The organism is Bifidobacterium sp. LH_512 (assembly GCF_056356435.1).
This window is the reverse complement of the sequence record NZ_JBKEUE010000001.1, coordinates 532,843-550,735: the sequence shown is the minus strand read 5'-3', so window position 1 is coordinate 550,735 and position 17,893 is coordinate 532,843. Positions and strand designations below refer to the sequence as shown.

Below are 17,893 nucleotides of genomic sequence, written 5' to 3'. Positions count from 1 at the left end.
ACTCATCCACGCGATTTCGTCTGGGCACGAGTCGCCTTCAACGCCGACTGCACACCTTTGACGGCGATGATCGCCAGCCATGCGGCGAACAGCAGCGAGCCGGTACGCGGCGAAATCATGCCGGCAATCCACGTGCCAAGCGGCGCTGTTATGGCAGCGCACACACCGATGGTCAGAACGCGCCCCAATTGCACAAGCCCACGCTTCCAATTAGTGATGCTACCGGAAATCGCACCGGGCACCATCACCAGCAACGATGTGCCGCGCGCCAGCAGATCTCCCGCACCGAACAGGAGCGACAGGGCCGGCATCATGATCGCACCGCCGCCGACGCCCAAAATACCCGACATCGTGCCGACGAATACTCCCAGCACAATCAATGACAACCCCGACAAAGGATGAAGAACAATCCGTCCGTCACGCAGCGGGGTGAACGTCAGCTGCTGCACGATGACGCACATCAGGAACGCCACCCAGATCCATCGCAGCATGGCCTCCGGCAGACGGCTCAACAGCAGGCTGCCAATCTGGCTGCCGACGACTACGCCAAGGGCCAGCAGCACGGCAGACGCCCAATCGACGTTGCCTTCCATTGCGTAGGAGACGACGCCGGCCAGAGAAGTCGGCACGATGACCGCCAAGGAAGTCGCAGCGGCCTGTCGCTGGTTCAAGCCCAACCATATCAAGGCCGGCACGATGATCGTGCCGCCTCCGATGCCGAACAGGCCCGACAGGACGCCGCAGGCGAGACCGACCGCCACCGACAGCAGCAGCCCGCGTCTCCCCCTATCGAAGGTGCCGCCCGACGCTCGCATCATGGCCGATTCGACGTCTGACGCCGCGCATTCATCATTCGCATCATCATTTCGCATACGGGGCACTATAGGCGTTCTCCCCCGACGAAACGCACACGGCTCCGGCATCATCGCACATACGATCGGCGGCCACGGTCCTCAGGCGCAATCCTCATCTATGATGGGAAACATGACAGAACATGATGATGCGACCTCGTCTCTTACCGAAAATCCCAGACGTCTTGAGGCCGGCATGAAGGCTCCCGGTTTTTCGCTCCCCTGTGACGAAGGCGGCGAAATCTCGCTGACGTCGTTGCATGGACAGCGTGTGGTGCTGTATTTCTATCCTGCGGCGATGACGCCGGGCTGCACCACGGAAGCCTGCGATTTTCGAGACAACATCGCCCGGCTGCTTGCACTGGGCTATCGGGTGATCGGCGTTTCGAAGGATTCCGTTGCCAAACTCGCCGCATTCCGCGAGCGTGACCGGATTCCGTTCCCGCTGCTTTCCGACGAGGATCTGCATGCGCACCGCCTGTATGGCGCATACGGGGAACGGAATCTGTACGGTCGCAGGCATGTCGGTCCGATTCGTTCGACGTTCGTCATCGATGAGAACGGCGTCATCGCTCTTGCACGATATAACGTACGGGCGAAGGGCCATGTGGATTCGCTGCTGAAGCGGCTGGCCTCCTAGAAGCGGCTCAGCGGCGGGCGCGCCACACGCACAGCGACACACCGGCAAGGGCCAACAGCGTTGCGGTGCCCGCGGTTACTGCGATGATAGGCGAACCCGTTTCGGCCAATTCCCCGTCGTCCCGGCCATCGGAGGACGGAATCCGTGACTGTGCGTCGTCGGATACCGCCGCGATGAGAGGATCCTCGTCTGTAGCAATGCCGGACAGGCACTGCTTCAACTCGGTCTCCTTATACCATGTGGAGCCTTCTGCGACCGGGATGCAGGAATCATTGAAGGCGATTTCGTTCTCGTTGTACAACATGCGCACGATCGGGGTATACGCCTTACCGGTTTCCGGGTCGATGCCGTCTTTTGCGTACACGTCCCATTGGATGTTGGCGGCCATCGGCGTGACGGATTCGCCACGCCAATCGTTGTCCGCGTAGTTGTATACATCGCTGTCCGCAACGGGATTCAGCACAGCAGGCGCTTGGGTGTCGGAGCCCGGCAGCTTCAGCAGCGCGGCGAATGGCATGATGGTTTCCGCATGAGCGAAACGGAAGGTCGCGACGGTGTCGCCACCGGTCATACGCTCATCGATTGAATTGAAGAAGTCGTCGAGCAATGGCTGCGCAATGCGGTAGGTCTCGTCCTGCCCGGCGTAGCTCGGTCCTTTTTCATAGAAGTCTTCGGAATCAAGAATCCAAGCGAAAACATTGCCGTCCTCGGCAGAAAGGTTTTCGAAATACTGGTCGAAGTCGAAGCCATGTGCGTCGTTGTTTTCCTCCTGCATGTCCGCTGCGATGATATACAGGTTGTACAGGTCCATCGCGGCGTCCACCACGGATGTGATCTTCTTGCCGGTTTCTCCGCATGCGTCGGCGTCCTGCGCCGGATCTGCACCAGGCGCGCAATTGACGATGGATTCCTGCGTTTCATCGTCAAGACCGTCTTCGTTGTCGTCTTTTTCGCCTGTGGTGGTGTTGTACCAGCTGTAGGTGCCATCATCGATCTTGTTCAGGAAATCCTCGGTGAAGATCTGCTTGAGCAGATCATAGGAAGCGGTCTGAGACGCCTGTACGTTCTCGATGTAGTCCTCCGCATTGGCGATGGTTTCGTCGCCATCGATGAAATCCTCGTAGCGTTTGGCGATGTCATACGCCTCACCGGTTTTCTCGGTGCCGTCCGGATTCTCCGTCTTGTGGAAATACAGCGTATTCGGACTCTTCTGGAATGGGGCGGCGGCATCTGAGCCGGCCGCATCGGTCGGCGTCACGAAGGAGTCCGATAGATCGTTGTCCGATGCAGCGTCAAAACCGATCTTAAAGTTTTCACCGGACTCGGTGGCTCGGGCTTCGCCGGAGGATTCGTACGCAATGGTGCCGCCTTCTGCGGCTGCGGCATCGAACAGGGCCTTGTTGCGGTTGTATGCGCGTTCCCCGATGCCCTGATGCTGGGTTGCGCCCTGCCCGGTGAGCATACCGTAGCCGTTTTCGACGTTCGCCGCGGTAATGGCATCCAGGTTATCTATGAATGTCCGTTCGGCCTCTTCGCTGACGAATCCGTCATTGTCGGCAGCGGTCCGCGCCATAAGCCTGAGCAGTGCGTCATACTTGTAGCTCGACAGGCCTCGGGAGCCATGACGGGCGAGCATTTCGGTATAGACGGGTTCATATCCCGCAGGGGCCGCAGAATATCCGGCAAGAGTAGCGGCGCTCGGCGTAACGTACGGCTGTTTGCTGCTGTAGTAGGTGCCGTTCACGGCCGCGACGCCGGGCAGCGTGATCGTCGCCATCACGGCAATGGTCACGATGCCGGACAGTCCGGCAGCGATTGAGGCATGTATACGCGATGTTCTCATGGATGTTCCTCTCCTCCGTGTGATTCCCAGATTCGCCGCAAGGGCAATGGCATATGCATGCACAGAGATATATCAACACGGTGAATCCGGAAACACATGCACACGAACGGGAAATGAACGAAAGCGGAACTCTGGGTATGCGAAGCCGGATGCACATTCATGGGACACGATATGCACCCGGCTTGAATGTCATGGGATTGCCGACATCGATTCCATGCGTCGATATGGTTCCCGCCCGATGTCAGTTGGTGCCGATACTCATGGTTTCCGGCAGCGTGCTGCCGCCGTCGATGACCATCTGGGCGCCGGTGATGTAGCTGGCTTCGTCGGATCCGAGGAAGGCGAACAGTTCGCCGACTTCGGTCGGCTTGGCAAGGCGCTTCATCGGCACGCCGACGGCGATGTCGTTGATGGCGCTTTCCGGATCTTCCGGATTGGATTCGACGGCCATCTTTTCGACCATCGGGGTGCGGGCGTAACCCAGCTGCGAACAATTGACGCGGATGCCACGATCGGCGTATTCAACGGCAAGACACTTGGTCAGGCCGACCAACGCGGCCTTGGTCATCGCATATGCGGCTTCGCCTGCGTCGGCGACGATGTCGCCGGTGACGGAGGATGCGATGACGATGGCGCCGCCCTTGTTCTCCAGCAGATACGGGATGACGGCCTGGCAGGTGTTCCACACGCCCTTGATGTTGACGTCGATATGGAAGTCACGCATTTCGTCGGTCATTTCCTCGAATGGCGCAAGACGGCAGACGCCGGCGTTGCAACATGCGATGTTTACTGTGCCGAAAGCCTCGACGGTTTTCTTGGCGGCTTCGATCGTCTGCGCCTTGTCGGCCACATTGGCCACGCAGGTGATGATTTCCGCTCCCTCATACATGCCGCGGATGCGATCGGCAGTCTTTTCGACGTCTGGGGACAGATCGACCATGCAGATTTTTGCGCCGTACTTCACATATGTTTCGGCGATGCCTTCGCCGAGGCCTGCTGCGGCACCGGTGATGAGGGCGACCTTGCCTTCGAGCTTGGGCTGGACCATGATGTTTTCTCCTTTACTGGGATGATGGTTGTAGGGGGTGGGCGATGCAACGGCGAAACGCCCAAGTGTTGTGCCGTGCTTTCTTTCGTTGCCCGGCAGATGGCTGCCCGTCAGGCGCTGGCCCGAATCCGCAAAAGCTAGAACTCGGTCTCGCCGTCAGGGGTTTCGATGACGACCTTGGTCTTCTTCCAACGTACGAGCACCATCCAAGCCCAGATGGCCACACCGACGCCAAGGTAGACGCCGAAGGAGATCCACGAGCCGGCGCCTTGGCCGAGCGTGCAGAAGAAAGCGATGGCGATCATGATGACCATGGCGAGGATGCGGAATGCGTCGCCGCCCTTCACCACGTTCTTGTTGCCCTTGTACCATTCGGGATGCTTGTGGTGAATGCGAATGGCGGAAACCGTCGTCAGCGCATAGGCGCAGGCGCAGCCGAACGACATCAGATTGAAGAAATCGTTCATGAAGCTGCCGGCGTTCTGCAACAGAATGAAAATCAGGCTGATGCACAACAGGAAGATGTTCGGCAGAATCGGCTGCTGATGCTTGTTGACCTTGGTGAAGGCCTGTGGCAGGAAGTTCTTCTTGCCCATCGAGTACAACATGCGCACGGTGGACATCCAGAAGCCCAGGATCGACGCGGTCATACCCATCAGGATGGAGATGAGGCCGTAGGCGACCGGCCAGAACTTCCAGCCGAGGATGTTCTCCATGGCAGTGATGGTCATGAAGCCGTTGGCGGCGTCACCGGCGAGCAGATCGCTGACGGGCGCGAGACCGGCCACACAGAAGAAGAACACCGTGTAGATCGCGCCGCAGGTGAGCACGGAACCACAGATGGCCGCCTTGGTGTTGTTAGTCGGGAAATCGCCCTCCTCAACCATTTGCGGAACGGTTTCAAAACCGAAATACGGCGTGATCAGCAGGGCCATGCCGATGATCCACGCCGGGATGCCCAGTGAGGAATCCAGCGAGGAGAAGTCGAACAGTTTGGCGACATTGCTGAAGCTCCAGTGTCCGGAGGTCAGGATCAACACCGCGGTGATCAGCGTGGTGATGATGTTGGCGAACAGGCAGGTGGCCTGCGCCTTGACGAGCACTTGGATATCCTGCAGGCTCATCAGGAACACGGCGACGAGTATGACGATGCCGATGATGACTATGGTCTGGAAACTCAGATCCAGATTGAACAGCTTGCTCAGATAGGTGGAGATGGCCATGACGACGGCCGGCGGTACCGATATCCAAGCCGCCATGATCAGCCATGAGGCCAAGAAGCCGATGTGCTTGTTAAAGCCTACTGTGTTATAGATCAGTTCGCCGCCTGCGGTTTTGAACAATGGCGAGATTTCGCTATACACCAATGCGACGGGCAGAATGGCGACCGTCATCAAAGCAAACGCCAGGAACGTTCCCGCGCCACAATAGCTGAAGAACACCGAATCCCAGTAGCTCACATATGTGAAAATCGATCCGGTCGCAACGGTGTATACGAAAATCAGCTTCAGGCTTTTCTGCAGGCCCTTATTGGATGTTTGTTGCGGATTATCAGACATACATGCCTCCTTCCTCTTCAATGAGTAGATGGCAGATCGAACGCGGCGACGTTGCCGCTCGTGTCTTACCGACAGCATGTGATACTAGTCAATTGAATTTATCTACGCAAATCCATCACATTTTCGTCTCGACAATATGCGAAGGCGCCGGCGGCATATACCACTGGCGCCTTTGCATATCGGTCATCCGACAAGGTTCATCAATTGCTGGCCGGCCGCATATGCCCTGACATTGGCCAAGGCAATACCGATGATGCGTTCCGGCGTTTGGGCCATATGATTGCCACCCGCGACATGCGGCGTGATCAGACAGCGCGGTTCATTCCACAGCGGATGGCCGGACGGCAACGGTTCGGGATTGGTGACGTCCAATCCAGCCCCATGCAATCGTTCTTCACGCAAAGCGACGCATAATGCGCCAAGGTCGATGGTGTCTCCGCGGCCCGCGTTCATGACGACCGCATCGTTCTTCAGCATCATAATCCGCCGAGAATCCAGCATATTATGCGTTTCAGGCGCCGACGGCACGCACATCGCCACAACGTCGGCCTTCGGCAGCAGCATGTCCAGATCGTCGAATCCATACATGTCATCGATTCCGTCGGCAGGCTTGGAAGCGTTGCGGCGGATGCCGAACGTAGTCATGCCGACCGCCTTGCACAACGTTGCGAAATGCGAGCCGATATCACCTGTTCCGATGATTAACGCGGTCTTGCCGGATGGGCTTAGTGCGATGCCTTCGTCAATCCAGGCATCCTTCATCTGATTGCGAGCATATTGTGGAATGTTACGCATCAGCGACCACATCATCGCGAACATGTGTTCCGAAACGCTTTGGCCATATGCACCGCTCGCGTTGGTCAGCATGATGCCCCGCCTCATGATGCCGGCGCGACGATACGCATCGACGCCGGCGCTCCATGTCTGCAGCCATTCAAGCCGTGGATAGTCCGCACAGGTTTCCACGGGAATGTTGCCCACGATCGCGGTCGCCGACGCTTTCAGATCATCGGAAACGACGGCCTTCCATGACATGTCGCCACGCCGCGCTTCGTCACCGACAAATTCCTGCGGCACATTCCTGGCGGCGCGTGTGAACGCGGCGCGCTCGTCCGAGGTGAGCGGCAGACAGTTGACGATCAGTTTGTGAGCATTGTCGATTCCCATGCGGACCACCTTAAAGCGCGCTATCGATTTTTCCGTGCGGCGCGCATGCGGAAGGCCACAATCAGGGAAACAAGCGCAATCAGACAGATCACGGTCATTGCGGTGAACGTCCATGCACCGCCGACGGCCGTGGCGTGGCGGAAGCTTTCGCTCCCCTCTTCGCCGGAACCGGCCTGGGCCACCGACAGAATCGTGGAGAACAACGTCATGCCTGCGGCACCGCCGAACTGCATGCACGTGTTGAACACCGCGTTGCCGTCCGGCGTGAATTCTCGCACGACTCCGCTCAGCGCGCTGGTCATGATGTTGGAAAAGCCCAACGCGTAGAACAGGCCGAAGATGAAATAGAATCCGGCCAATATAACATCATTCAAGTGCATGGAGAACACCAGCAGCAGAATCGGACCTACCAAGGCCACGGTGAATGAGGCGGTGATCGGACGAGCGGCGCCGAAACGGTCGTACATCATACCGCCCAATGGTGCGAAGAACGCGCCGATCAGCGCGCCCGGAAGCACCAACGCCCCGGCGAGGAACGCATCCGTACCGAGCGAAAGCTGCGCAAGATTCGTAATCACATAACCGAAGCCAATGCCGACCATCGGCAGAATCGTGTACGGCAGCAGATGCAGCAGCACAACGCGGTCACGCAGCCAGCCCAAGCGAATCAGCGGCGAGAACGAACGATGTGACGAATAGCCGAAGAACAACAACGCTGCGACGCCGATTACCAGACTGACGATCGAGATAATCCACGCGCTGGCGCTGGGAGCGTCCGACACCATGGCGCTGACGGCCACGCCAAGCTGGTTGAGGAACATCACCAGTCCGGACAACGCCAGCACAATCGACACGAACTGCAGCGGGTTCAGATTCGCGGCTTCGGTCGGACGCTTCTGTTCGATGCAACGCAAGCCAACCGGCAGGGAAATCAGCAGGATGATCGGAATGACGATGACGAAAATCGCACGCCACGGCAACACGCTGGCCACTGCTCCGCCAACGGTCGGGCCGATTGCCGGAGCCACGGTGATCACCAATGATCCGACACCCATCAGGCGTCCAACCTTGGAACGCGGCGACTGTTCCAGAATGATATTCATCATCAGCGGTGACGCCATGCCCGAGCCGATGCCCTGAATCACGCGGGCTGCCAAAATAATCGGGAACGCCTGGCCCACAATCATGATCAGCGAGCCGGCGACCGCCAATGCAAGCGCAGCCAGGAAGATGCTCTTCAGCTTGAATCGACGCTTCAAATACGATGACAGCGGCATCGTCGCGGCGACGGACAGCAGGTAGATCGTGGTAATCCACTGCACCGTGGCAGTGTCCACGTTGAATTCCTGCATCAGCTGCGGAAACAATACGGTCATCACCGTTTCGGTCAGAATACCGATGAAAGCAAGGGAACCGACGGCGATAATCGCGCCAATCAGTTTGCCCGGAATATGTTCGTCACCCTGCTGATCGGCGACGGTCTGTTCAATGGTGCGAGTTTGACTCATCGAATTCACTCACCAATCAATCCGAGTTCCTTGAGCTTGTTCGTCAGCTCCGGATTGGTGGGCTCGACGAAAATAGTGCCGTCGGCAAAACGAATCACCGGGATATGCTTCTGACCGCTGATCTCCTCGGCGCGAGCGGCGGCACCCTCCTCATGCTCGATATCATGATGGCCGTATTCCACGCCATAGCGTTCAAACACCTGCTGCGCACGGCGGCAATCCCCACACCACTGGGCTCCATAGAATTCAATACCGGAATCAGACATTTTTCCTCCTCGTCGCATCACACATCGCATATATGCACATAAACAAGTCGACTGCGGGCTCAACCTGCGCGTAACGCTGCAGGCAAGCCTCCCGCGTCGAGTAACATTACGGCAAAATTCGGATTCGCATAAGTCGCGCTCGGTGCACCACGCCGAATTTTGCGCATGGCAATGCTACCGGGAGGCCTGCCCCATTGACCGTTATGAATGTCCCGTGAACGTGTGGCGAATCGCTGGAAAACACCTATTCAGCAGCGCGCGGCGTCGACGAACGCCTTGAAGATCATACGGCTGCGACGATCGACCTTATGCAGGAATTCCGGATGCCACTGCATTGCCCACAGGAAACGTGATTCGGGACGATACAACGCTTCGATGACGCCGTCATCGGCGGTCGCCATAACTTCCAATCCTTCACCGACCTGTTTGACGGCCTGATGATGGTAGCTGTTGACAGCGATGCGATCCCCTTCGCCGGCCTGTTCCATCAACTCGGCCAAAGGAGTGCCGGACTGCAGCGTCACCTCATGGCCAAGCAGATCGTACGGCGGATTCGGCATATGATGCTCCACATCACTGGGATATTCGCTCGGTAGATCATGCCACAGGTTGCCGTCGAACGCCACATTGATCAACTGCATGCCACGGCAGATGCCGAGAACAGCCTTGTCCGCGCGAATCGCCTCGTTCAGCAGCTTCGGCTCCATGCGGTCACGCTCCGGGCAGAGCTCCGGATTGCCGGCCAAATACTCCGCCGTGGCATCCTCGCCGTACAGAGCCGGGGCCACATCCTGACCGCCGGTGAACAGAACGCCGTCGCACATGGCGACCAGCTGTTCGATGCGCTTATCGTCATCGGTCAGCGGCAGCATAATCGGAGTGCCGCCCGCTTCCACGATGCCGTCCATGTATCCTGGCAGCATCCACAGGCTTTCCTTGGCGTAGTCGACCAGCGGCACAATGCCGATCAGCGGCATGCGTTCCATGGTATTTTCGCTCATGCGAGGCTCCCTCTGTAATATCGGCTTTTCGACGGTGCGATGTCGCGCGTCTGCTCATACGATACCGGAATATGCTGCAGCCGACTCGCCGTGCATTGTTTCAGCCGTGTCGCCCACCTTGTGCGGATTGCCTGCCATTCGTGGACTGGCCGTTCGGCGCGGGTCTTCCGTTTTCCAGCTGGCCTTGTGCTCCGATTTCGCTTCCCCGTTCTTCACTGTGCACGATTGCACGGATACGTTCCAGACGCGGTTTCAGCTCATGCTCATAGCCGCGGTCGTTCGGATGATAGTATTCGCGCCCCACCAATTCGTCCGGCATGTACTGCTGCGGAGCGACCGCTCCCGGCCAGTCATGCGCATACCGGTATCCTTCATGATTGCCCCAGCTTTTCATCAGCGCGGTCGGCGCGTTGCGCAAATGCAGCGGCACCTGGCCGATCAGGCCGGCATCAACGTCCGCGAGCGCCGCATTGATGGCGTTGTAGCTTGCGTTTGATTTGGGCGCGGTGGCGACGGCGATGGTCGCTTCGCCTAAAATAAGTCGCGCTTCAGGCATGCCGACAAGCGCCACGGCTTGTGCCGCCGCAACGGTGACCTGTAAGATTTGCGGTGCCGCCATACCGACTTCTTCGGCTGCTGCGATCATGATGCGCCTTGCGATGAAGCGCGGGTCTTCGCCGGCACGCAGCATTCTGGCCAAATAATGCAGTGCGGCGTCGGGGTCGGAGCCGCGCATGGATTTGATGAATGCAGAGATGACGTCGTAGTGGTCGTCGCCGTCTTTGTCGTAGCGTACGGTGGCCGCATCCATGACTTGGGCGACGATTTCGGACGTGATGATGGGCCTGCGAGCGCCTTTTTTGCGTTCTTTGTCGCCGGTGACTGCACCGGCGGCCGCTTCGAGTATGGTCAGGGCTTTGCGCGCGTCACCGCCTGACATGCGAATGATGTCGTCGATTGCGGCGTCGTCTGCGCGGATTTCGTCTTTTAGGCCACGCTTGTCGGCAAGGGCTCGTTCAATCAGTGTTTTGAGGTTGCCAGGCTCCAATGATTCGAGTTTGACGACCACCGATCGACTCAGCAGTGGTTTGATGACGGAAAAGCTTGGATTTTCCGTGGTTGCCGCGATGAAGGTGACATCACGGTTTTCCACGCTGGGCAGCAGCGCGTCCTGCTGTGTTTTGGAGAAGCGGTGCACTTCGTCGATGAAGAGGACGGTTTCCTTGCCTTGTGCGACAAGACGTTCATGGGCGCGCGCGAGCACGTCGCGTACATCTTTGACGCCGGAAGTGACGGCGGAGAGTTCTTCGAATACACGGCCGGATTGTTTGGCGACGATGTAGGCCAACGTGGTTTTGCCGACGCCGGGAGGACCAAACAGGATGATCGAGCTTGGCGCGGTCAATGATCCCTTCGAAGCGGGATTGGCAAGACGGCGCAATGGCGAGCCTTCGCCGAGCACGCGATGCTGGCCCTCCACTTCGTCCAAAGTGGAGGGTCTCATGCGTACGGCCAGCGGACGCGTCATATCGTCGGGCGCGTCACTGGCTTCGAACAAATCCTCAGTCATACCGACCATCCTACTCCATGTCGAACGCTTGTTCGAAGCCAGTGTTTGCTGATTTTTGACGAATAATCGTCAGTGCGTTACTTCGTAATCGAAGAACACGACTTCGCCGGTTTCCTGCGTGGTGTCCAGATCGACGACGGCCGTAATCGCCCAGTTATGGTCACCGTCGGAGTCGTCGATAATCTGACGTACCTTCCAGCTGTGTTCACTCTGCTCGTTACGGTCGTCAAGAATGAACAGTTCACCGCTGCGGGCCTTGGCGTCGACGTTCACATATTCGTGCTCGTCGTAATAATCGTCGAGCACGTCTTCCCATTCGTGCACGCCATAGCCCCAATCCTTGTCGAGAGCACCCAATTCTTCAGGACGGTCGAGGTCCATAAGCTGCACACGACGGAACATGGCGTTGCGCACCAGCACGGTCAGACCGCGACGGTCTTCGACCACCGTGTTCTTCGCCGCTGGAGCAGCCAGGTTCGCCGCATCCTCGGAAGCGGACGTATCACCGGCGTTCTCCCATTCGTCGACCAGGCTCGAATCGATGGAGCGTACGACCACACGCAGCCAGGAAATGATGTCGCGCAGACGTTCGTCGCGTTTCTCCACCGGCACGGTTCGGGCCAGAGCACGGTAGGCGTCGGACAGGTAGCGTAGCAGCGTGCCCTCGGAACGGGCGATGTTGTAGCGCGCGATGTATCCGGTGAAGTCGGACGCCGTCTCCACCATGTCACGCACCACCGATTTGGGACTCAGCCAATAATCGTTCGCCCACGGCACATCGTGCCGATACCGCGTGAACGCGGCATCCAACATGTCTTCAAGCGGCTTGGGATACGTGATCTCCTGCAGACGCTCCATACGCTCGTCGTAGTCGATGCCCTCATCCTTCATGGCGGACACGGCGGCATCGCGCGCCTGACGTTCCTGCGCCTTCAGCACCTGCTTGGGATCCTCCAGCGTGGATTCCACCATGGAAATCACGTCAAGCGCGTAGGTTTCCGACTCCGGATCCAGCAATTCAAGAGCCGCCAACAGGAACGGGCTCAACGGCTGGTCGAGAGCGAAATCCTGAGGCACATCCATCGTCAGGAAATAATCCTTGCCACCGTCGTTGCGGTCCTCCGTTTCAATCACGTTTGTGTCGAACAGCGTCTGGAAGATCTCATCCGCACGTGCATGCAGGCGTTCCTTCTGTTCAGGCGTCTGCGCGGAATCATCAATCAGCCTGTCCACTCGCCAACGGGCGTCGCCGCCCTGCTGCACTTCGTTCAGTACCATCGAATGCGTGATGCGCATATGCGGCGTCAAGGTTTCCGGGGCCGCGTCGATCAGCTTGTCGAACGTGTTCTGATTCCACGTGACGAAACCTTCTGGTGCCTTCTTGCGCTTCACCTTCTTCAGTTTCTTCGGATCGTTGCCCGCTTTGGCGAGCGCCTTTGCGTTCTCGATCTCGTACTCCGGTGCCTCGGCGATCACCAGGCCTTCCGTGTCAAAACCCATACGACCTGCACGACCGGCGATCTGATGGAATTCGCGGGCGCGCAAACGACGCATCTTCACTCCGTCGAATTTCGTCAACGCCGTCAACGCCACCGAATGGATCGGCACGTTAATGCCCACGCCCAGCGTGTCCGTGCCGCAGATCACCGGCAGCAAACCCTGTTGCGCCAATTGTTCGACCAGTCGACGGTAACGCGGCAGCATGCCGGCGTGATGAATGCCGACGCCGGTACGCAGAAGACGCTGCAGGATTTTGCCGAATGCGGTCGTGAATTTCGTGCCCCTCATCGCCTCCGCAATCGCGGCGCGCTGTTCCTTGCTGGAGACACCCGTGCTTGCGAGCGCCTGTGCCGTCTCCAACGCGGCATCCTGAGAGAAATGCACGACATAGATCGGCGTCTCACCCTTGTTGAACGACAGTTCCACCGTCTTTTCAAGCGGATCCGACGTATACTCGTACGTCAACGGCACCGGACGCGGCGCATCGGCGATGATGTCGACGTCCGTATCCGTCATATCCTCCAACTTGTCGGCTATCGCATCGACATTGCCTAAAGTGGCGCTCATCAACAGAAATTGCGTATCTGGCAGCGTCAGCAGCGGCACCTGCCATGCCCAGCCTCGTTCGGAATCACCGTAGTAATGGAATTCGTCCATTGCCACACAGCCGACATCGGCATGCCGGCCTTCGCGCAACGCCTGATTGGCAAGGATCTCGGCAGTACAGCAGATAATCGGCGCGTCCGCGTTGATATGCGTGTCCCCCGTGATCATGCCTACATAATCACGGCCGAACACTTCAACCAAATCGAAGAATTTCTCCGACACCAGCGCTTTGATCGGAGCAGTGTAGTACGAACGTCGGCCTGTGCACAACGCCGCGAAATGCATGCCCAGCGCCACCAATGATTTGCCTGAGCCCGTCGGAGTGTTCAGAATCACATGGTCGCCGGCGAGCAGGTCCATGATGGCCTCCTCCTGATGCGGCCATGGTTCCACGCCTTTGACATCCGCCACCCATGAGAAGAAACGCTCATAGATCTCGTCCGTGTCAATGTTGCGTTCGCCGTCATCCCATCGGGGCGCCAATGCTCCGAGCGAGCCATACGTTCCGGCCGCTTCCGCCTGTGTTCCGTTGTTCTTCGTTTCCTCTGCCATGATGTCGAGTGTAGCCGAGACTCCCTATTGGGCCGCCGCTCCCGCTACCGCCGCTCCTCGCGCAGGCGGCGTCTGACTGCGTCGGGATCGATGTCGGAATCAAGAGGAGGCCACGCCATATGCATGTTCCGTAAAACGCCGAGCAACAGTTCGGAGACAACGGCGCGAGAATACCAACGATTATCCGCGGGCACGAGATACCATGGCGCGGTCTCGGTGCTGGTACGTTCGAAGACCTCCTGCCATGCCGCCATGTAATCATCCCAACGTTCACGCGCATCCAAATCGCTGGCGTCGAATTTCCAATGCTTTGTCGGATCGTCCAGGCGAGCGAGGAAATGTTTTTTCTGCTCATCGCGGCTTATGACAAGGAATATTTTGATGATGGCGCATCCGTCGGCGGCCAGCTTGGCTTCGAACCGGTTGATTTCGTCGTAGCGCGCCCGCCATACCCGCTCCGGCAAGGTGCCGTAGACGTGCGGCATCACGATGTCCTCATAGTGGGAGCGATCGAATACCGCAATCCATCCCGGATCGGGCAACTCGCGGCGAATCCTCCACAAGTAGTCGTGGGCGCGTTCCTCTTCGGACGGCCTGCCGAATCCATGATAGTGAATGCCCATCGGATCGCCTTGATGAAACACATGCCGTACGATGCCGCCTTTGCCGGAAGCATCCATGCCCTGCAGGACGATCAGCAGACGGCGTCTCGAACCATGCGCGCCGTTGGCGTAGAGCAGATGCTGATAATCGGCAAGCTGCGCCGAGCTCGCTTCCATGAAGCGTTCCGCATCCTCCCGACTGCCGTCGAAACACGATGTGGACGCACCGTCCACATCGGACAGACGTCGGGACGGGTTGTATCGCAGATACTCGGCGGGATTCCTCTTCCACACTGTGCTCGACATGTCATGCTCCTTCGCGTCGCCGTGTGTCTGCCTATCATACCCGTCAATCGGCGGATATACGGCACGTGACGACGGCATGCGATATGCAAGGACAACATGCAGAAGACGAGGCCGGTGTTCCCGTCCTCGCCTTCTGCATGAATCCGCCGATACCCCATGACGGACCGGCTACAGCCATCCGTTCACCGAACGTGGTGATGCATTGCCACATGCCGGCGACTGCCTGGTTCTATTCGCGCGCCCCGTTCTCGCCGTCGGAGTCGGATTCCTTGTCCTCGCTGAATTTGAACAGGTCCGGGATTTCCGGCAATTCCATCGGCTTATGTTCCACCTGGCTTTCCGGATGAGTTTCATCATAGCCCTGCACGTAACGGGTACGACGCCACTGGTGAATCGACGCATTCGTACCGCGGTGATGCACATGATACTGACGAGGCGTACCGCCAAGCGGCATCTCCTGCATTTCCTTAGCTACGGCAATCTGATTGACGTTCGACGGATCCATGATGGCAATCGGCGCAACCGGTTCAGGTTCGGCAGGTGCCGCAGTACGCTGCTGCATACGGGACGGCAGCCACTCAGCCAGACGCGACAACAGCCAGCAGGCCACAAAGTAGATCACCGCCGCCATCACCAGCGTCTGCAGAATATTGAAATACATGGACCCCAGTCGGCGCGACTCCTGCAACAGGTCCGTATACATGATGATCGAGCCGAGTGCGGTGTCCTTCAGCACGACCACCAGCTGCGTGACGGCCGCCGGCAGCATTGCGTACACGGCCTGCGGCACTTCGATCTGCATCAGCGACTGCGTTTCGGTCAGGCCCAAAGCCAACGAGGCTTCGCGCTGGCCGTTCGGCAGATTGCCGACGCCGGAACGCACCAACTCGGCGACGACCGAACCGTTATACAGCACCAACGCCAGCACGACGGCCCAATAGGACGAATCGCTTAAGCCAGCGAAGGCGAACCAACGCCAGAAGAAAATCATCATCAGCAGCACCGGCACCGCACGGCAGAATTCGACGATCACCGCGGAAACGGCGCGCAGCAACGCATTCGGCAGCAGACGTCCAATGCCGAACAGCAGACCGAACATCACAGCGCCGGCCACAGCAAGAACGGTCGCCTTCACCGTCATCCACAAGCCGGGAAGGTAAAAATCAGTCCACGCTTCTTTTTCCAACGCGGGCTTCCACAGCTCCCAGCTCAACTGGTTCTCGCCTTCCGGCGGATTATGCAGGCGCATCAGCACCGCAACCATCACCAAAGCGAAGATAATGCCGGCCACCCAATTGAAAATACGAATCAGACGACGACCCTTCGGACCGGGCTGATCAAAAAGAATCAAGCTTTCATTGCTTGCCATCGCACGTCACCTCCTCACCGCAAGCTTGTTGGACAGATACGTCGTCAGCATGCCGATCGGAATAATCAGAATGACGTAGCCGAACGCGAAAATCAGGAAGATTGAGATAATCACATCCGGACGGAATTCAATCATTTCGCTCATCAGCGACGATGTTTCCGTCGACACCGACGCGGCCGCGGCAACCGTGGAGTTCTTCAGCAAAGCGATCAGCGTATTGCCCAAAGGCGCGACCGAGCCGCGGAAAGCCTGCGGCAAAATGATTTGCGATGCCGACTGCATGAAGCTTAAGCCCAGTGCGCGCGCGGCTTCGGCCTGGCCGAGCGGCACAGTGTTGATGCCGCTTCGCAGGGACTCGCATACGAACGACGCCGTGTACAAGCTCAGGCCCGTGACGGCAAGCCAGAAGAAATTCGTGGTGAATGTGTCGGAGAATCCCAGTTTCAGCTGCGCATACACACCCAGCACCATGAACACCATGATGATGGTCAACGGCAAATTCTTGAACAGTTCCACATAAGCGCTGGCCACTGCACGCAACGATGAAATCGGGCTGATGCGCATCATCACCAGGACTACGCCGAGAATCATCGAAAACAGCGCAGACCACAGCGTCAATTCAATATTGACGAGGAACGCGCCGGGAACATCATATTCACTGAATAGTTCAACGAAGGATTCCATCACTTCTCCCCTTCGGTCGGCGTCGGAGGATTGTACTCCTCGTTCGGCTCGTAATCGGTGCCTTCCGTATTGTCGGTGATGGCGCGACGCCACGAGCCGTCTTCGATCATCTGCTCGATCGCATGGTTGATCTTTGCGGCGAATTTGGTATCGCCCTTCTTGATGCCGACACCGTAATATTCCTGCGTGAACGGTTCGCCGACGACCTCAAGCTTGCCGCGGGAAGCGGAAGCAAGGCCCGCCAGGATGATGTCATCGGTGGTGACGGCGTCCACGATGCCCGAGAACAACGCCGTAGCGCATTCCGCATAACCAGGCTGTTCCATCAGCTGCACTTCGGAAGCGAATTTCTCCTTGACCGTGGCTGCCGACGTCGAACCGGTCACCGAGCACAAGCGCTTGCCGTTCAGGTCTTCCGGCCCCTTGATGGAGTCGTCTCCCTTGCGCACCAGCAGATCCTGACCTGCGACAAAGTATGGCCCGGCGAAGGACACGGCCTTTTTGCGTTCGTCGGTAATCGAATAGGTGGCGAGAATCATGTCCACATCCCCGTTCTGCAGCATGGCTTCACGCTGCTTGGACGGAGCTTCCTTCCAAATGATCTCGTCTTCGGAATACCCCAGTTCACGGGCGATGTATTTGGCAACGTCCACGTCAAAACCAACGTAGGTGCCTGATTTCTTAAAGCCCAGGCCCGGCTGGTCGAATTTGATGCCGATGCGAATTTTTCCGGCCTCATCCTCCGACCCGCATCCGGCCAGGGAGATCGCACACGCCATGGCGCATACGCCGGCAAGCGCACGTTTCAACACTTTCATGCT

14 protein-coding genes and 1 pseudogene are annotated in these 17,893 nt (G+C 58.2%); 1 reads left to right on the top strand and 14 read right to left on the bottom strand.

Features of this window, described 5'->3' with window-relative positions; genetic code table 11:
- Positions 1-2: 2 nt before the first annotated feature.
- Entirely contained in the window at positions 3-818 is an 816-nt protein-coding gene (locus AC1AWD_RS02380; RefSeq protein ID WP_476564547.1) for a sulfite exporter TauE/SafE family protein, read from the bottom strand.
- A 154-nt stretch (positions 819-972) separates the two neighbouring features.
- Between AC1AWD_RS02380 and AC1AWD_RS02375 the strand changes: the two genes are divergently transcribed.
- Positions 973-1,491 carry a peroxiredoxin gene (locus tag AC1AWD_RS02375; protein ID WP_476563442.1) on the top strand — a complete coding sequence of 173 codons (519 nt, stop codon included), beginning with the start codon at positions 973-975 and terminating at the stop codon, positions 1,489-1,491.
- A 7-nt stretch (positions 1,492-1,498) separates the two neighbouring features.
- Here AC1AWD_RS02375 and AC1AWD_RS02370 read toward each other — a convergent pair whose 3' ends face one another.
- The 13 genes and pseudogenes from AC1AWD_RS02370 to AC1AWD_RS02310 form a co-directional block, all read right to left on the bottom strand.
- Positions 1,499-3,334, bottom strand: coding sequence for a histidine-type phosphatase (locus AC1AWD_RS02370; protein ID WP_476563441.1), 1,836 nt, complete (start codon positions 3,332-3,334; stop codon positions 1,499-1,501).
- Positions 3,335-3,575: 241 nt separating this feature from the next.
- Positions 3,576-4,382 carry an SDR family oxidoreductase UcpA gene (ucpA, locus tag AC1AWD_RS02365; RefSeq protein ID WP_476563440.1) on the bottom strand — a complete coding sequence of 269 codons (807 nt, stop codon included), beginning with the start codon at positions 4,380-4,382 and terminating at the stop codon, positions 3,576-3,578.
- A gap of 137 nt (positions 4,383-4,519) precedes the next feature.
- A complete protein-coding gene (locus tag AC1AWD_RS02360; protein WP_476563439.1) occupies positions 4,520-5,941 on the bottom strand; it encodes an APC family permease in 1,422 nt (473 codons plus the stop codon).
- A gap of 183 nt (positions 5,942-6,124) precedes the next feature.
- Positions 6,125-7,108, bottom strand: a complete 984-nt coding sequence (locus AC1AWD_RS02355; RefSeq protein WP_476563438.1) for a D-2-hydroxyacid dehydrogenase — start codon at positions 7,106-7,108, stop codon at positions 6,125-6,127.
- Between the two features lie 20 nt (positions 7,109-7,128).
- Positions 7,129-8,616 carry an MFS transporter gene (locus AC1AWD_RS02350; protein ID WP_476563437.1) on the bottom strand — a complete coding sequence of 496 codons (1,488 nt, stop codon included), beginning with the start codon at positions 8,614-8,616 and terminating at the stop codon, positions 7,129-7,131.
- A gap of 5 nt (positions 8,617-8,621) precedes the next feature.
- Positions 8,622-8,882, bottom strand: a complete 261-nt coding sequence (locus AC1AWD_RS02345) for a glutaredoxin domain-containing protein (protein ID WP_476563436.1) — start codon at positions 8,880-8,882, stop codon at positions 8,622-8,624.
- A gap of 248 nt (positions 8,883-9,130) precedes the next feature.
- Positions 9,131-9,868: a gamma-glutamyl-gamma-aminobutyrate hydrolase family protein gene (locus tag AC1AWD_RS02340; RefSeq protein ID WP_476564545.1), complete on the bottom strand. Its 738-nt coding sequence runs from the start codon at positions 9,866-9,868 to the stop codon at positions 9,131-9,133.
- Between the two features lie 115 nt (positions 9,869-9,983).
- Positions 9,984-11,453: a replication-associated recombination protein A gene (locus AC1AWD_RS02335; protein ID WP_476563435.1), complete on the bottom strand. Its 1,470-nt coding sequence runs from the start codon at positions 11,451-11,453 to the stop codon at positions 9,984-9,986.
- A gap of 69 nt (positions 11,454-11,522) precedes the next feature.
- Positions 11,523-14,111: a DEAD/DEAH box helicase gene (locus tag AC1AWD_RS02330; protein ID WP_476563434.1), complete on the bottom strand. Its 2,589-nt coding sequence runs from the start codon at positions 14,109-14,111 to the stop codon at positions 11,523-11,525.
- 44 nt (positions 14,112-14,155) lie between these two features.
- Positions 14,156-15,034 (bottom strand): annotated as a pseudogene (locus tag AC1AWD_RS02325) (PPK2 family polyphosphate kinase); the annotation flags it as partial.
- A gap of 214 nt (positions 15,035-15,248) precedes the next feature.
- Positions 15,249-16,388 carry an amino acid ABC transporter permease gene (locus tag AC1AWD_RS02320; protein WP_476563433.1) on the bottom strand — a complete coding sequence of 380 codons (1,140 nt, stop codon included), beginning with the start codon at positions 16,386-16,388 and terminating at the stop codon, positions 15,249-15,251.
- A 6-nt stretch (positions 16,389-16,394) separates the two neighbouring features.
- Positions 16,395-17,072: an amino acid ABC transporter permease gene (locus AC1AWD_RS02315; protein ID WP_476563432.1), complete on the bottom strand. Its 678-nt coding sequence runs from the start codon at positions 17,070-17,072 to the stop codon at positions 16,395-16,397.
- Positions 17,072-17,890 carry a glutamate ABC transporter substrate-binding protein gene (locus tag AC1AWD_RS02310; RefSeq protein ID WP_476563431.1) on the bottom strand — a complete coding sequence of 273 codons (819 nt, stop codon included), beginning with the start codon at positions 17,888-17,890 and terminating at the stop codon, positions 17,072-17,074. The genes AC1AWD_RS02315 and AC1AWD_RS02310 overlap by 1 nt, the downstream gene beginning before the upstream one ends.
- Between the last annotated feature and the right edge of the window lie 3 nt (positions 17,891-17,893).

Coding starts and splice junctions, on each gene's coding strand:
- AC1AWD_RS02355 (WP_476563438.1), bottom strand. CDS start 7,108: ATGGGAATCGACAATGCTCACAAACTGATCGTCAACTGTCTGCCGCTC.
- AC1AWD_RS02360 (WP_476563439.1), bottom strand. CDS start 5,941: ATGTCTGATAATCCGCAACAAACATCCAATAAGGGCCTGCAGAAAAGC.
- AC1AWD_RS02320 (WP_476563433.1), bottom strand. CDS start 16,388: ATGGCAAGCAATGAAAGCTTGATTCTTTTTGATCAGCCCGGTCCGAAG.
- AC1AWD_RS02330 (WP_476563434.1), bottom strand. CDS start 14,111: ATGGCAGAGGAAACGAAGAACAACGGAACACAGGCGGAAGCGGCCGGA.
- AC1AWD_RS02315 (WP_476563432.1), bottom strand. CDS start 17,072: ATGGAATCCTTCGTTGAACTATTCAGTGAATATGATGTTCCCGGCGCG.
- AC1AWD_RS02370 (WP_476563441.1), bottom strand. CDS start 3,334: ATGAGAACATCGCGTATACATGCCTCAATCGCTGCCGGACTGTCCGGC.
- AC1AWD_RS02310 (WP_476563431.1), bottom strand. CDS start 17,890: ATGAAAGTGTTGAAACGTGCGCTTGCCGGCGTATGCGCCATGGCGTGT.
- AC1AWD_RS02350 (WP_476563437.1), bottom strand. CDS start 8,616: ATGAGTCAAACTCGCACCATTGAACAGACCGTCGCCGATCAGCAGGGT.
- ucpA (WP_476563440.1), bottom strand. CDS start 4,382: ATGGTCCAGCCCAAGCTCGAAGGCAAGGTCGCCCTCATCACCGGTGCC.
- AC1AWD_RS02380 (WP_476564547.1), bottom strand. CDS start 818: ATGATGCGAGCGTCGGGCGGCACCTTCGATAGGGGGAGACGCGGGCTG.
- AC1AWD_RS02345 (WP_476563436.1), bottom strand. CDS start 8,882: ATGTCTGATTCCGGTATTGAATTCTATGGAGCCCAGTGGTGTGGGGAT.
- AC1AWD_RS02335 (WP_476563435.1), bottom strand. CDS start 11,453: ATGACTGAGGATTTGTTCGAAGCCAGTGACGCGCCCGACGATATGACG.
- AC1AWD_RS02375 (WP_476563442.1), top strand. CDS start 973: ATGATGGGAAACATGACAGAACATGATGATGCGACCTCGTCTCTTACC.
- AC1AWD_RS02340 (WP_476564545.1), bottom strand. CDS start 9,868: ATGGAACGCATGCCGCTGATCGGCATTGTGCCGCTGGTCGACTACGCC.